The organism is Corynebacterium testudinoris, from assembly GCF_001021045.1.
Classification (GTDB): Bacteria; Actinomycetota; Actinomycetes; order Mycobacteriales; family Mycobacteriaceae; genus Corynebacterium; species Corynebacterium testudinoris.
The window spans coordinates 1,829,423-1,844,093 of sequence record NZ_CP011545.1 but is presented as its reverse complement, the minus strand read 5'-3'; the positions used below and the strand labels follow the sequence as shown (position 1 = coordinate 1,844,093).

The window sequence follows — 14,671 nt, the reverse complement described above, 5'->3', positions numbered from 1 at the left end:
CTCTAGGGCATGTCCCAGAGTTCCCCGCAAGGCACCGAGATTCACCGCCCCGTCCGCATGGTTTTTACTACCCGTGCTGGCGGGGTCTCGTCGTCTCCTTATGATTCCTTCAACTTAGGCGACCACGTGGGAGATGATCCCGCCCACGTTGCTGCTAATCGGGAGCGGCTGGCGTCCGTTCTCGGCCTGGATCCGGCCAACGTCGTGTGGATGGAGCAGATCCATTCCCCCAACGTCACCGTCGTCGACGGCCCCGTGTTTGAGCCGGTCGAGGCATCCGACGCGCTGGTGACCACCGCGAGGGGCTTGGCTTTGGCGGTCCTCGTGGCCGACTGCGTGCCCGTCCTCCTGGCGGATCATGTCAACGGTGTTGTCGCGGCCGCACACGCCGGTCGCCTCGGAGCCCGCAACGGCATCGTCGCCCGCACCGTAGAGACGATGTTGTCGCTGGGGGCGACCCCGGCGACCATTCAGGTGCTGCTCGGCCCAGCCGCTGCGGGCCGTGACTATGAAGTGCCTGCGGCGATGGCCGCGGACGTCGACAAGCATCTGCCAGGATCGCTGACCCGGACGGCGAAGGGCACCACCGGCCTGGATATCCGGGCCGGGCTAGTCCGACAGCTGATGGGCCTTGGCGTGACCGCCATCGAGGCCGACCCGCGCTCCACCATCGCCGACACCGACTTCTTCTCCTACCGCCGTGACGGTGTCACCGGGCGCCAAGCGGGCTTGGTGTGGCTGCCATGACCGTCGACGCCCGAACCGAAGAACTCCGCGGTAATCTGGCCGCCCTCCACGAGCGTATCGATGCAGCCGTTGCTGCCGCCGGGCGCCAACCCGGCGACGTGCGCCTGCTGCCCGTGACCAAGTTTCACCCCGCCGAAGACGTCGCCCGCCTGGCCACGTTGGGAGTGACGGACGTCGGAGAAAACCGCGAGCAAGAGGCCCGGGAGAAGGCGGTCGAGGTTCCACACGTCCGCTTCCACATGATCGGCCAGATTCAGACGAAGAAAGCCAACGCCGTCGCCCGCTGGGCCGCCGGCGTGCAGTCGCTGGATTCGGTGCGCCTGGCCGAAGCCCTCGATCGCGGCATGGCGTTGGCGCTCGAACGCGGTGACCGCGACGCTACGATTCTGCCGTGTCACCTGCAGCTGTCCGCGGACGGGGACACGGCGCGCGGGGGAGTGAGGGAAGAGGACCTGGCGGAGCTGGCCGCCGTCGTTGAAAAGGCAGAATACTTGCACCTCAGTGGCATCATGGTGGTTCCTCCGCTGGGTTCCTCCGCCGCCGACGTCTTCGCCCGAACCAAGCAGCTGTGCGATGAACTAGCCCAGCGCTATGGGCGAACGATGGAGCTGTCCGCGGGCATGTCAGCGGACATGGATGAGGCGATTGCAGCAGGGACAAATATCGTGCGTGTCGGAACCGGAGTGCTGGGAAATCGGCCAGTAGCGTAACGGATAGTTGCACCGCAATCACACAACTTTTAAAGCCCTGCCAGCTGCATTAATGGGTTGCTGACCCCGGGAGGATACCCCCTATGTCGATTATCAAAAACGCGAAGGAATTCTTCGGCCTCACTCCGTACGAGATGGAGCACGACGACGCCTACTACGACGACGAGCCGCGCTACCGCTCCAACGGTTCCTCCGCCTACGCTCCGGCCCCGGCCTACGAGCGTGATTCCTACTCGCGTGAGTACACCCCTTCCCGCACGGAGCGCCCCTACGTCGCCCCGCGCGCCGAGGTTGAGTTCGTCGAACTTTCCTCCTACGGCCAGGCTGCCTCCATCGGAGAGCCGTTCCGCGACGGTGACGCCGTGGTCTTCGACCTCACCCGCATGGAAAACGGCGAGAACAAGCGCGTCGTCGACTTCGCCGCTGGCCTGTGCTACGCAGCCCGCGGCCGCATGGTCAATGTGACCAAGCACCTCGACTCACACCGCACCGTCTTCGCCATCATTCCGGAGACCGCGGATGTGTCCACCTCTGAGCTCGAGCGGGCCGCCGGTCTGCGCTAAGAACCTGCGTTAGCTGGCAAGCTCAGGCGCTTTTTGCAGCACCCCATTCGTCCCTTCCTGGGACGGGCGGGGTGCTGTGGTGATTCGGCGGTGATTAGCTGGGATGGCACGGGGAGCAGAGGTCATCGGCCTCTGAGGGTGCAAGAAGGCTATTCACAGGTAGATCTATTAGGATTTGTTGGCGTGACTCTAATCGGAACCATCCTTTACCTTCTGCTGAGGCTCTACTCACTCATTCTCATTGCCCGGATCGTCATCGAGATGATTCGTTCCTTCTCGCGTGAGTTTCAGCCGCCCCAATGGTTCTACTACGTCGCCGAGCCAATTTTCCAGGTGACCGATCCTCCGGTGAAGGCGTTGCGGAGGATCATTCCGCCGCTGCGACTGGGCGGAGTTGCCTTAGATATGTCGGTGATTGTGCTGTTCATCGCCCTGGCGATCCTGCAAATGGTAGTGCTGTCTATCTTTTAACACCCCACCTAGATGGGGCGGAATAGCCAAGAGTGTCAACGTCCGGTAAAGATTTATAGTGTCTGTCGGGCCGTGGACCACCTAGGGGGACTACACTCGAACAGGACCGCAAAGTACCATTATTGGAATAAGCATCGTGTGGGTCCCCCGCACGGCCCTACGGGGCTTCACAAAACTCGAAGGGAACGCCAATGCCGCTGACACCAGCTGACGTGCACAATGTCGCTTTCAGTAAGCCGCCGATCGGCAAGCGTGGTTACAACGAAGATGAGGTAGATCAGTTCCTCGACCTCGTTGAAGATACTCTTGCCCAGCTGCAGGATGAGAACGACGACCTCCGCGCACGCGTCGAGGAGCTCAGCTCCAACGGCGGCAGTGCCCCGGTTGCCTCCGCCGCCCCGGCCTCCTCCTCCGTTGATGAAGCTGGCCTGCGCAAGGACATTGAGGCGAAGCTCCGCAATGAGTACGAAGCGAAGCTCAATGATGCCCGCCGCGCCACCGAGAAGGCTCAGGCTGACGCCAAGGCCGCGAAGGATGCAGCCGCTAAGGCTCGCTCCGAGGCGGATTCTGCGAAGAAGCAGGCATCCAGTGCTCCTGTCGCCGCCGCCGCTGCGCCCGTCGCAGCAGCCGCCGCCGCGGGTGGCGCTGTTGGAGCCGAGACCCACATGCAGGCCGCGAAGGTCCTCGGGCTGGCTCAGGAGATGGCTGATCGCCTGACCTCTGACGCTCAGCTCGAATCCAAGGCCATGCTCGATGAGGCTCGTGCCGCTGCCGAGAAGCAGCTGACCGACGCGGACAACCAGTCCCGTTACCAGCTGGCTGACGCCGCTAAGAAGGCGGAGACCCAGCTGGCTGGCGCTAACAGCCAGGCCACCGCCCTCATCGCCGACGCAGAGAAGAAGGCTGAGGAGACCACCTCGCAGGCCAACGCTCGTGCCGAAGCCCAGATCCGTCAGGCCGAGGAGAAGGCCAACGCCCTCCAGGCTGACGCTGAGCGCAAGCACACCGAGATCATGGCCACCGTGAAGCAGCAGCAGTCGGTGCTGGAGACTCGCATCTCCGAGCTGCGCACCTACGAGCGTGAGTACCGCACTCGCCTCAAAACCTTGCTGCAGTCTCAGCTCGAGGAGTTGGAGTCCCGCGGTTCCTCTGCCCCGACCGGCGGCGGGAACAACGGCAACAACTAAGCCCACAACTTATCCCAGCTGCTCCCCGCTCGGCCCTCTTCGGAGGGTTCGGGCGGGGAGCAGCTGCCTGTGACTGGATAGGGTCTGAATAGGGTATAGTGTGGATTTATCGCCGCCGAGAGGTGGCACAGTGTTTTTTAGACGACTGGAGTACAACGCTGAGATCCGGCTATCACCGGGGAGCATCCGGAAGAACGGCACCACCACGTGGGGCTCAGTAGAACCGGACGGGTGGGACCGTGATTGACCTTCACCACGAAACGAAGTGGGACGCCTGAGACTGAAGTCTCTGGCGTCCAAGCAGGGTGGTACCGCGCGATTGCATCGCGTCCCTGGGCCCTGTGAGTAGTTTTTCGTGAGTGAAGGAAGAGTGACTAGCGCAATGAGCGAAGCCAACGGCACCGACAATCAGCCCGGCAATAATTCCGGCAAGACCGGCGTGGGTGGGGTCTACCCGCGCGTGGATATGACCGGGGGATCGACCAAGTTCCCGGAGATGGAAGAAAACGTCCTGAAGTATTGGCAGGACGATGAGACCTTCCAGGCCTCCTTAGCCAATCGGCAGGGCTCGCCCGAGTACATCTTCTACGATGGACCGCCCTTCGCCAATGGCCTGCCGCACTACGGCCACCTGCTCACCGGCTACGTCAAGGACATCATCCCGCGCTATCGCACCATGGCCGGCAATCACGTTCCGCGCGTGTTTGGCTGGGACTGCCATGGCCTGCCCGCGGAGCTGGAGGTCGAGAAGCAGCTGGGCATCACCAACAAGGGCCAGATCGAAGAGATGGGCCTGGCGAAGTTCAATGACTACTGCGCCACGTCCGTGCTGGAGTACACCAACGAGTGGGAAGAGTACGTCACCCGCCAGGCTCGGTGGGTTGACTTTGACAATGGCTACAAAACCATGGACCCCGACTTCATGGAGTCGGTCATGTGGGCGTTCAAGGAACTCTATGACAAGGGCTTGATCTACCAGGGTTTCCGCGTCCTTCCGTACTCGTGGGCCGAGCACACGTCGCTGTCAAACCATGAGACCCGACTCGACGATTCCTACAAGATGCGCCAGGATCCGACCCTCACCGTGACCTTCCCGGTCACCGGTGCCGTCGAGGGGTCTTCCGCTGCCGCAACGCTCTCCGCTCACCCCGAGCTGGCTAGCGCCGCCGCCCTTGCCTGGACGACCACTCCCTGGACCCTGCCGTCCAACTTGGCGCTCGCCGTCCACCCGGATGTGGAGTACTCGCTCGTGCGGGTGGGGGCAGATGGCCTCGCCGAGTTCGCTGGCCAGACCTTCCTCCTGGCCACCAACCTCGTCGGTGCGTATGCCAAGGAACTCGGCGAGGACCGCGAGGTCGTTTCCACCTTCCTCGGCTCCGAGCTGGAAGGACTGAACTACCAGCCGATCTTCACCTACTTCGAGGATCAGCCCAACGCCTTCCAATTCCTCAACGCTGACTACGTCACCACTGAGGACGGCACCGGCATCGTCCACCAGGCGCCCGCCTTCGGTGAAGACGATATGGCCACCTGCCAGAAGTACGGGATCGACGTGGTCATCCCCGTCGACATGGACGGTGAGTTCACCTCCCTGGCTCCTGACTACGAAGGCCAGCTCGTCTTCGACGCCAACAAGGACATCATCCGTGATCTCAAGGCCGCCGGGCGGGTCGTGCGCCACCAGACCATCGAGCACTCCTACCCCCACTCCTGGCGTTCGGGCCAGCCGCTGATCTACATGGCACTGCCGTCATGGTTCGTTGCTGTGACCAAGTTCCGCGACCGCATGGTCGAGCTCAACCACAATGACATCGAGTGGATGCCGGAGCACATGCGCGACGGCCAGTTTGGCAAGTGGCTCGAGGGTGCCCGCGATTGGAACATCTCTCGGTCCCGCTACTGGGGTTCTCCGATCCCGGTGTGGGTCTCTGACAATGACGCCTACCCGCGCGTCGATGTTTACGGTTCCCTCGCGGAACTGGAGGCTGATTTCGGCGTGCGACCGAAGTCGCTGCACCGCCCCGACATCGACGAGCTCGTGCGCCCCAACCCGGATGACCCGACGGGGCAGTCGATGATGCGCCGCGTCCCGGAGGTCCTGGACTGCTGGTTCGAGTCGGGTTCCATGCCCTTCGCCCAGAAGCATTACCCCTTTGAGAACAAGGAGTGGTTTGAGACCCATTCCCCGGCGGACTTCATCGTCGAGTACTCCGGTCAGACCCGCGGGTGGTTCTACACCCTCCACGTGCTGTCGACGGCGCTGTTCGACCGCCCGGCGTTTACCAAGGTTGTCGCCCACGGTATCGTTTTGGGCAACGATGGGTTGAAGATGTCCAAGTCTAAGGGCAATTACCCCAGCGTCAATGAGGTGTTTGATCGCGATGGTTCTGATGCCATGCGGTGGTTCCTCATGTCGTCGCCGATCCTGCGCGGCGGCAATCTCATTGTCACTGAGCAGGGTATCCGCGATGGTGTGCGCCAGGCACTGCTGCCGATCTGGAATGCCTATTCCTTCCTGCAGCTGTACTCGTCGAAGCCGGCGGAGTGGTCGGTTGATTCCCAGGATGTGCTCGATCGCTACATCCTGGCCAAGCTCCACGACCTGGTTGACAATGTTGATACGGCCCTGGCGAATACCGATATCGCTGACGCCACGGATGCGGTCCGCCAGTTCGCTGATGTGTTGACCAACTGGTACGTCCGCCGTTCGCGGGATCGTTTCTGGGCGGGCGACACCGAGAACCCGGAGGCTTTCAACACCCTCTACACGGTGCTGGAGGTCCTCGCTCGGGTCACGGCCCCGCTGCTGCCGTTCATCTCGGAGGTCATCTGGCGCGGCCTGACCGGTGAGCGTTCGGTTCACCTGGCCGACTACCCGTCCGCGGAGCAGATCCCGGCAGATCCGGCTCTTGTGGAGGCAATGGATGCTACCCGCGGGGTCTGCTCAGCAGCCTCCTCGGTCCGCAAGTCGCACAAGCTGCGCAACCGTCTGCCGCTGCCGGCTCTGACCGTGGCATTGCCGGATTCCGGCAAGCTGGAGGCGTTTGCTCCGATCGTCCGCGATGAGGTCAACGTCAAGGAAGTGATCCTCACAAGCGACGTCGATTCGGTTGGCACCTTCGAGGTAGTGGTCAACGCCAAGGTGGCAGGTCCGCGTCTAGGTAAGGACGTTCAGCGCGTGATCAAGGCGGTGAAGTCGGGCAACTACGAACGCTCCGGCGACAATGTTATCGCCGATGGCATCGAGTTGACCCCGGCGGAGTACACCGAGCGGCTCGTCGCGGCGAACCCGGAGTCCACCGCGCGTATCGACGGTCTCGATGGACTGGTCGTCCTCGACCTCACGGTCACCGACGAGCTGGAGGCCGAAGGGTGGGCCGCTGACGTCATCCGCGGCCTGCAGGATGCTCGCAAGGCCACCGGGCTGGAGGTCTCCGATCGCATCGCGGTGGAGCTGTCGGTGCCGGAGGACAAGCTGGAGTGGGCTGCTCGCCACCAGGAGCTCATCGCCCGGGAAGTCCTGGCAGTGGCCTTCGATGTCACCACCGATGACCTGTCGGCGGAGACCATCCACGACGTGGTTAAGGGAGTCACTGCCACCGTGGAAAAGGTTTCCCAGTAATCTAGCTCGCATGAGTAGGTTTCCTCGCCCCGGGACGGGCATCGCAGCTCCAGCCGTGATGATCGCCTCGGGGCTTAGCCTTTATGCTGGTGCTGCCGTCGCGGTGGGGCTTTTTGATGTCCTGCCGCCCATCGTCGTCGCTTGGTTCCGCATCTCCTCGGCTGCCGTTATCTTGTTGGTGTTGGTCCGCCCCGGCGTCCGGGCTTTCCTCGGCCGCGACGGCGCCCAGGCGGCGATTTATGGCATCGCGACCATGGGCATGAACATGAGTTTCTATGAGGCCATTGCCCGGTTGCCGTTGGGCACCGCCGTGGCGGTGGAGTTCCTCGGCCCGATTCTCGTTGCGGCCATCGGCTCGCGCAGCATCCGAGATTGGTTGGGCCTGGTTTTGGCCACCGTCGGTGTCGTCGTTATTTCCGGCGCGGTGTGGTCGACCTCGGCGTTGGGTCTGTTCTTCGCCCTGTTGGCCGGTGGCTTGTGGGCGGTGTACATCGTCGTCGGTTCCCGCATCGTGGGCGGCACGGCCAATCCGCGCAAGTCGATGACGGTTGGTTTTTCCATTGCTGCCGTTGTGGCGTTGCCCCTCATTGTTGCCATGTGGCCCGAGGATGTCGCCATGCCGGGCACCCAGCTGCTGGGCCTGGCGCTCGGCTTGGGTGTGCTCTCCGCCATCATCCCGTATTCCCTGGATCAGGTCGTGATGAAGATGGCTGGCCCGTCCTACTTTGCCCTGCTGCAAGCACTCTTGCCGGTGGTGGCGGCGCTGCTCGGGGCGATCGCGTTGCAGCAGTGGTTGAGCGGCGCGGAGCTCATCGGTATCGCGTTGGTGGTTGCCGCCGTCGCGATCGTGCGGCAGCCGGTGGCTAAGCCGGACGATCCACTGGTGTGACATGCAACGTTGGGTCCTGCACATCGACATGGATGCCTTTTTCGCCTCCGTCGAGCAGTTGACCCGTCCCACTCTCCGCGGCCGGCCGGTCCTCGTCGCTGGGGTGAGCGGCCGGGGAGTGGTGGCCGGGGCAAGCTACGAGGCGCGGAAATTTGGTGTCCGTTCGGCCATGCCGACGCAGCGGGCCGCGCGGCTCGTTGGCTATTCTGCCGTGTTGGTCAGCCCGCGCCATGCGGTGTATTCGGCGGCGTCGAGACGCGTGTTTGAACTCATCTCCACCCACGTGGACGTGGTGGAACAACTCTCCATCGACGAGGCCTTCATGGAGCCCGCGGAGCTGGTCGGAGCCACCGCGGATGAGGTTCGCCGGTGGGCCGATGACCTGCGGGCACTCATCCTGGAAGAGACTGGCCTGCCCAGCTCCATCGGAGCGGGGACGGGGAAGCAGTTCGCCAAAATTGGCTCCGGGGAGGCGAAGCCGGATGGCACGTTTGTCATCCCCGCTGAGAGGGAACTGGAGATTTTGCACCCGATGGCGGTGGGAAAGCTCTGGGGAGTGGGCCCGGTGACGCAGGCGAAGCTCTCCCAGATCGGCATTGAGACGATCGGTGATCTGGCCGCGTTGAGCGAGAAGGAGGTCGCCATTTCCTTGGGCGGGACGATGGGACCGATGCTGTGGACCCTGGCGCGCGGCATCGATGACCGGCCCGTCGAGCCCCGCGCGGAGGCGAAGCAGATCTCCGCCGAACATACCTATCCGCGCGATCTCACCACCCGCGCCGATGTCGATGCCGCAGCACGTCGCGCCTTCGACCAAGCTCATCGCCGTTTGCTTATCGACGGTCGCAGTGCCCGGACCGTCTCCGTCAAACTCAAGATGGCGGACTTCCACACCGAGTCGCGTTCCGCGACCATGGGCTACGCCACTGATGATGAGGAGTCATTGCGGGCCACCGCTTTTCGGCTCCTGCGTTACCCCAACGAGGTGGGGCCTATTCGCTTAGTCGGCGTCGGGTTTTCCGGCCTCGAGCTGGCCCGCCAGGACATTTTGTTTCCCGAGCTCGATCGCCACCTCGCCGTGTCTCAGTCCAGCGACGTCGATGATGACTTCGAGGCGGGTGTGAGCGATAACGCCGCCCCAGCCACGGAGCTGGTCACCGATTTCGCCGTCGACGAGCCGGGATGGCGGGCGACCCAGGACGTCCACCACCCCGAGTTTGGTCATGGGTGGGTCCAGGGTTCCGGGCATGGGATCGTGTCGGTGCGTTTTGAAACCCGAGCCACCGGTCCGGGCACCACCCGCACTTTCGACGTCGATGACCCCGCCCTCACAGCAGCTGACCCGTTGGACAGCCTCGCGTGGGAGGAATGGCTCGCCGCAGAAGACCGCTAAAGGATCTCGGCGATTGGGTACCCGCCCGCCAGTGCCACAGCGAGGATGATGCGGGATTGTCCGGCGCGCAGAAAGCCTGAACCATGAGCGCCACGCGAGGCGAGGGTGGCCCCGCCGCCCGCGCCACCATAAGCAAGCGCCACCTCGCCCGCCGGCACCCGGGTGGTGATCACCACCGGGATTCCCGATTCCGCAGCGGCAGCAACGCCCTCACCCATCTCCGGTCCCATGTTGCCGGAGCCCAGGGCTTCGACGACGATGCCCTGGGCGCCGGCGGTCACCGCGGCGTCGATAAGCTCTCGACCGGACCCGGGCCACGCGGTGACGATGGGCACGACCGTGCCGGCGAGGGGCACGACGGGAAGAGCCGGCGGGCGGCGATCCTCCCGCGGCGTGGTGGAAATGAAGGCGTCGAGCTCACTGGTGTGGCGCTTGGAAGCGCCGCGGGCGGGAATGGTCCAGCCGCCGAACGCGATGAGCACCCCCTGGCGGCGGGAGAGGGGATCGGCGGCCAGCCGGATGGCATCGACGAGATTGCCCACCCCATCGGAGGAGGGATGATCGAAGGAGCGCTGCGCGCCGGTGAGCACCACGGGACGGTCATCGTCGTGGAAGATATCGAGGGCGATGGCCGTTTCCTCCATCGAGTCCGTCCCATGAGTAATGACGATGCCGTCGACGTCCGGATCAGCCAAGTCCGCGTGGACCGCCGCGATGATCCCATCGAGCTCGCTCAACGTGATCGCCGAGGAGTCCAACCGGGTGAGGTCGCGCACCGTGACAGAAATATCTTCCGGGAGTGCCGCCCCGGCGGACGCGAGAAGCTCGCGGCCACTGATGGTGGGGACCAACGCCCCAGAATCGTCGGCCGTGGTGGCGATAGTTCCGCCGGTGGTCAGCAGCATGATGCGGGTCATCCCACCACCATGCCACAGGATTCACAGCCGCGGAATGGGGATGAGACGGTTTATGCCGTGTACGATTTATGCCGATAAGGGCATCTGAAAAGTTCTGACCGATCGTGCCCAGACTAAGGAGAGTTATTTCCGTGAAGCTGACCAAAATCACCGCCGTGGCCGCCGCTGTCGGCGCCGCCCTGGCCCTGACCGCCTGCAGCAGCGACGATGGAGGCTCCGCCACCACGTCCGCCAAGACCTCGGCCAGCGAATCAGCCGTCGCCGCCCCGACCCTGCCCACCGCCGACGAGCTCAACGAGGTCCTGGCCCGCGCCACCGACCCGAACGTGCCGCTCGAAGGCAAGGTCTCCACGGTCCAGGGCGGCGAAACCGCCCCGGAGCTTTTTGAGACGATGGCCGCCTCCCAGGCCGAATCCGGCGCCCAGTTCCAGGTAGTCAACCCCGTCCTGCCGGGCTACACCCCGGATTCCGTCCTCGCCTCCGTGAACTTCACCCTGCCGGATCAGCCCGCGCAGCCGGCCGAAAACGTCGAGTTCATCTTCGAAAACGGTGAGTGGAAGCTCTCCCAGTCCTGGGCCTGCACCCTGATCACCAACACCGTTGCGCCGGACCAGGTCCCGGCGATGTGCCAGGAGTTCGCTCCGGCACCGGCCCCGGCGGAGGAAGCTCCGGCCGAGGCACCGGCTGACGCGCCAGCACCCGCACCGGCGTCTTAGCCTTCGCGGTCCTCGCCATCCAAGGTGAGGATCTTGCCGCGGCCGTCCGTACGGACGGCCCAGCGGCGGCGAATCCACCGGTCATGGGTAGCCATGAGCACCGTGCCGGGGAATTGCGACAACGCCTCCTCCAGCTCCTCCGCTAAGGCGAGGGAGAGGTGGTTGGTGGGCTCGTCGAGCAGCAGGATATCTGGCGGAGACGCCAGGATAATGCCCAGCGATACCCGTCGCCTCTGACCCAGGGAGAGTTCTCCCAAGGGCCGGGCGGCGGTTTCTTCGTTCATCAGGCCCATGTCCATGAGGCTGGGCGAGCCGGTGGGCACACGAGCAGTGAAGATATCGATAGCGGGGGTATCGAGGTCGATCCACTCATCGTCCTGGCTCAGGCGCGTGATGCGAACGTCCTCGGGGATGCGCAGCAAGCCCTCATCGACGGGCACCCGGCCCTGGATGACCGATAGGAACGTCGATTTTCCGGCGCCGTTGGGGCCCTCGATGAGCCAATGATCACCGGGTTGCACGGTGATATCGAGGGGGCCGAGGCGGTCGGTAACCACCAGATCGCGAGCAACGACGGCCGGTTCGCCGAGCGAGGCCAGCGTTCCGTGCTCGGGAATGCCATGGAATTGCAGGCGAGCGGGCGGCTGGGGCAGCTCGTCGCGTTCCAACGCCTCCAATCGGTTGCGGGCCGAGCGGAGCCGGTTGCCTAACGTCTTGGCGGCGCGATCGGAATAGAACTTGTCGGTGATCCGCGACTCGGACTTGGACTTATCGCTGTGGAAGATGTCCGATTCGCCGGTCTGGGTGGCCTTTTCCAGGCGAACGCGCTCGTGTTCCTGTGCGGCGTAGAGCTCTTCCCAACGGCGGCGGATATCCTCACGGGACTCCAAGTAATCACTGAACGAGCCGGTGAACTGAATGCCCTGGCGGGTATCCTCGCCCGAGCCGCCTTCCGCGCCGAGACCAGGGTCGAGGTCGACGAGAGCGTCTGCAGCCTTGTCCAGGAAGAAGCGGTCGTGGCTGGCTACGAGCACCGGGCCGGAGAACTCCTTGAGCTCGTTGATGAGGAAATCCACGCCGTCATCATCGATGTGGTTGGTGGGCTCGTCGAGCACGAGGGCGTCGACCGGGCGCAGCAGGAGAGCGGCGAGGGCGAAACGGCGACGCTGCCCGCCAGAGAGATGGCCGATGGTGGTGTCCAAGGGAATGCCAGCCAAGCCGAGACCGGCGAGGACGGTGGCGATGCGCGAGTCCAACTCCCACACCCCCGACTGCTCTGCCTGAGCGAGGGCGGCATCGAAGGCCTCGGCGAGCGCCGGATCATCCGGGGTATCGGCGATGGCAGAGGAAATCTCGCCGATGCGCGTTTCGACGGCGCGGAGCTCAGCCACCGCGGCGTCGATAAGCGCGGAGACGGGGGAGGAAAACGGCAAGTCCGTCTCCTGCGCGATGAACCCCGTGGTGGGCGGGGTGGTGATGAAACCAACGTCCGGCTGCAGATTCCCGGCAATGAGCTCGAGGAGGGTGGATTTGCCGGCGCCGTTTTCGCCGATGAGACCGGTGACACGCCCGGCGGGGATAGCGAAGTCGACGTCGGTGAGAACGCGGCGCGCAGTTCCGGGATAGGTAAAGCTGACGCCGTCAATTTTTAAGTGGTGGGGAGAAGCCATGGGGTGATCCTTCGGCCGGGGCGGGAGCCGAGAACACAGGCTGCGACCGCACGGAAGATGGGGAAATGGGGATGAACTACCAAAGGATCATGGGTGACAGTGTACCAGTCGTGAGATTAACCCTGAGCAAACGCCAGGGACGTGGTGGAATCCTGCACGATCCTGATGGCCGGATCCTGGCCACCGTAGACGACTCGGGTGGTGAAGGAGACGCGGCCGTCGATAGGCAAGGGCTTGGTCAGATCGACTGTCAGCGTGCCCTCGCTGGTGGTGTTGGAGTTGAGCACGTTGAGGGTTTGGCCGGTCATTTCCATCGCGCCGGGCAGGCCGTCGATGCTCAGGGAGCTGATCGCGGGGCGCTGGTGCACCGAGACATCCAGGGTCACGATGTCGCCGTTGATGGAATTGAGCGTGTACGTCGTGGTCTGCAGCAGGGTGGATTCGCCCGTAACCCGGGAATCAACCGTCCACGTTGCGCCCTCGGAGACCGCCTCGGTGGGGAATTGCACCGGCAGGGACACCAGCTTGAGCAGCGCTTGCTCCGTGACGGCGCGGCCATTATCCGTCGCATCCTGCGGTGCCGCCAACCGCACCGTGGACATCCCGCCGTCATCTCCGGCCCGCCAACCGAGGCGGAAGCCCTCCGTGGAACGAATGTCATCGGTGAGCTCTAAGTTGGAGTTCGACGGCTGCCCCAACACCAGGGAGACGTCGCGGGTGGCTGCGCGCTCCTGGTTATTGGTGTCCGCCTCTGAGGCCACGCTCGTGGAACCTGTCAACGGCAGGCGCATGGTCTGCACATCACCGCCAGCGGGGGCGTTGACGTCGAGTTTGTCTTGAGTGACGGCGAATTGGTTGAACCCTTCAGCGACTTCGACGTTGAAGGTGTGCTCGGCTGCCTCCTCGCCCTCCGGCGTTGCGTCGCGGAAGGCGAGAACCTGTGCTTGTCCATTGCTACCGCCGCCGAGGGACTCCACGATGAGCCGACTCGCGTCGAACGGCAAGCCGACCGCATTCTCCACTGTCGGCGCCGAATCTTCCTCCGACGTGCACGCACTAAGCACCAGGGCCGAGGACACCACGAGGGCGGCAGCGGCGAGCAGCGGACGGGGGAGACGGCGCGAAGTGGAAAAATTCACATCGTCCACGCTACTCCATGCAGGTTGCGGTGAGGGCAGACGGTGGGCGCGCGGGTGGACCTGGGACGGCGGGGTGGGGGATGATGGTCACCGTGACTTCGCCAGCAGCTCCCGCATCGCCCGCCGCGTCCGGGCCTCGTGCCCGATACATCGCGCTCATGGCTGCCATCATTGTGACGGTGGCCGCGCTGGATCAGGTGATCAAGATCCTCGTCGTGCACTTTATGGAGCCAGGGGACATCATCCCGGTGATTGGTGATTGGTTGCGGCTGTACCTACTGTTCAACCCCGGCGCGGCATTTTCCATGGGCGCGAATTCTACGTGGCTGTTCACCACCATCCAGCTCACCTTTGTCGTGGTCATCGCGGTCATTTCTCCGCGCATTCGGGAACGGTGGCAGGCCGTGGGTTTGGCGATGATTGCCGGTGGCGCCCTGGGCAATCTCATCGATCGACTGTTCCGGGAGCCTGGTTTTTGGTTCGGTCACGTCGTGGATTACATCTCGGTGGGTCGCTTCGCCATCTTCAACCTCGCGGATGCCTCGATTACTGTCGGCGTGGTGGTCTTTGTTATTGCGATGTTCGTCGATGAACGGCGCGCTAAGCCCGCAGCACCTGAGGAGGTCGACGCGTGAGCCAACGTGAAA

General features: G+C 63.9%; 13 protein-coding genes. 10 read left to right on the top strand and 3 right to left on the bottom strand.

Annotated features, from left to right (window positions below; translation table 11 throughout):
* Positions 1 to 9 precede the first annotated feature (9 nt).
* The 8 genes from pgeF to CTEST_RS08790 all read left to right on the top strand — a co-directional run bounded on the left by pgeF (position 10) and on the right by CTEST_RS08790 (position 9,582).
* Positions 10 to 747 carry a peptidoglycan editing factor PgeF gene (pgeF, locus tag CTEST_RS08825; RefSeq protein ID WP_047253428.1) on the top strand — a complete coding sequence of 246 codons (738 nt, stop codon included), beginning with the start codon at positions 10 to 12 and terminating at the stop codon, positions 745 to 747.
* Complete coding sequence (locus tag CTEST_RS08820) at positions 744 to 1,457, top strand: YggS family pyridoxal phosphate-dependent enzyme (RefSeq protein WP_047253427.1); 714 nt, start codon at positions 744 to 746, stop codon at positions 1,455 to 1,457. Before pgeF ends, CTEST_RS08820 begins: the two co-directional genes overlap by 4 nt.
* An 83-nt stretch (positions 1,458 to 1,540) precedes the next feature.
* Positions 1,541 to 2,020, top strand: a complete 480-nt coding sequence (locus CTEST_RS08815; protein ID WP_047253426.1) for a cell division protein SepF — start codon at positions 1,541 to 1,543, stop codon at positions 2,018 to 2,020.
* 183 nt (positions 2,021 to 2,203) lie between these two features.
* A complete protein-coding gene (locus CTEST_RS08810) occupies positions 2,204 to 2,491 on the top strand; it encodes a YggT family protein (RefSeq protein WP_047253425.1) in 288 nt (95 codons plus the stop codon).
* Between the two features lie 191 nt (positions 2,492 to 2,682).
* Positions 2,683 to 3,678, top strand: coding sequence for a DivIVA domain-containing protein (locus tag CTEST_RS08805; RefSeq protein WP_047253424.1), 996 nt, complete (start codon positions 2,683 to 2,685; stop codon positions 3,676 to 3,678).
* 382 nt (positions 3,679 to 4,060) lie between these two features.
* The gene (gene ileS, locus CTEST_RS08800) at positions 4,061 to 7,300 is read left to right on the top strand and encodes an isoleucine--tRNA ligase (RefSeq protein ID WP_047253423.1); all 3,240 of its coding nucleotides are present in this window, start codon (positions 4,061 to 4,063) and stop codon (positions 7,298 to 7,300) included.
* Between the two features lie 10 nt (positions 7,301 to 7,310).
* A complete protein-coding gene (locus CTEST_RS08795) occupies positions 7,311 to 8,189 on the top strand; it encodes an EamA family transporter (RefSeq protein ID WP_047253422.1) in 879 nt (292 codons plus the stop codon).
* A 1-nt stretch (position 8,190) separates the two neighbouring features.
* Complete coding sequence (locus CTEST_RS08790) at positions 8,191 to 9,582, top strand: DNA polymerase IV (RefSeq protein WP_047253421.1); 1,392 nt, start codon at positions 8,191 to 8,193, stop codon at positions 9,580 to 9,582.
* On the opposite strand, the gene CTEST_RS08785 is transcribed toward CTEST_RS08790, so the two are convergent.
* Positions 9,579 to 10,499, bottom strand: a complete 921-nt coding sequence (locus CTEST_RS08785; RefSeq protein ID WP_047253420.1) for an asparaginase — start codon at positions 10,497 to 10,499, stop codon at positions 9,579 to 9,581. The genes CTEST_RS08790 and CTEST_RS08785 overlap by 4 nt on opposite strands.
* A 131-nt stretch (positions 10,500 to 10,630) precedes the next feature.
* Between CTEST_RS08785 and CTEST_RS08780 the strand changes: the two genes are divergently transcribed.
* The gene (locus tag CTEST_RS08780; protein ID WP_047253419.1) at positions 10,631 to 11,215 is read left to right on the top strand and encodes a hypothetical protein; all 585 of its coding nucleotides are present in this window, start codon (positions 10,631 to 10,633) and stop codon (positions 11,213 to 11,215) included.
* Here the strand turns inward: CTEST_RS08780 and CTEST_RS08775 are convergent.
* Both CTEST_RS08775 and CTEST_RS08770 read right to left on the bottom strand, forming a co-directional pair.
* Positions 11,212 to 12,885 carry an ABC-F family ATP-binding cassette domain-containing protein gene (locus CTEST_RS08775; protein WP_047253418.1) on the bottom strand — a complete coding sequence of 558 codons (1,674 nt, stop codon included), beginning with the start codon at positions 12,883 to 12,885 and terminating at the stop codon, positions 11,212 to 11,214. The two genes, CTEST_RS08780 and CTEST_RS08775, sit on opposite strands and share 4 nt — an antisense overlap.
* Positions 12,886 to 13,001: 116 nt before the next feature.
* The gene (locus CTEST_RS08770; RefSeq protein WP_236686068.1) at positions 13,002 to 14,024 is read right to left on the bottom strand and encodes a DUF6263 family protein; all 1,023 of its coding nucleotides are present in this window, start codon (positions 14,022 to 14,024) and stop codon (positions 13,002 to 13,004) included.
* Positions 14,025 to 14,107: 83 nt separating this feature from the next.
* Here CTEST_RS08770 and lspA point away from each other — a divergent pair, with 83 nt between their 5' ends.
* The gene (gene lspA / locus CTEST_RS08765; protein ID WP_047254349.1) at positions 14,108 to 14,659 is read left to right on the top strand and encodes a signal peptidase II; all 552 of its coding nucleotides are present in this window, start codon (positions 14,108 to 14,110) and stop codon (positions 14,657 to 14,659) included.
* Positions 14,660 to 14,671 lie beyond the last annotated feature (12 nt).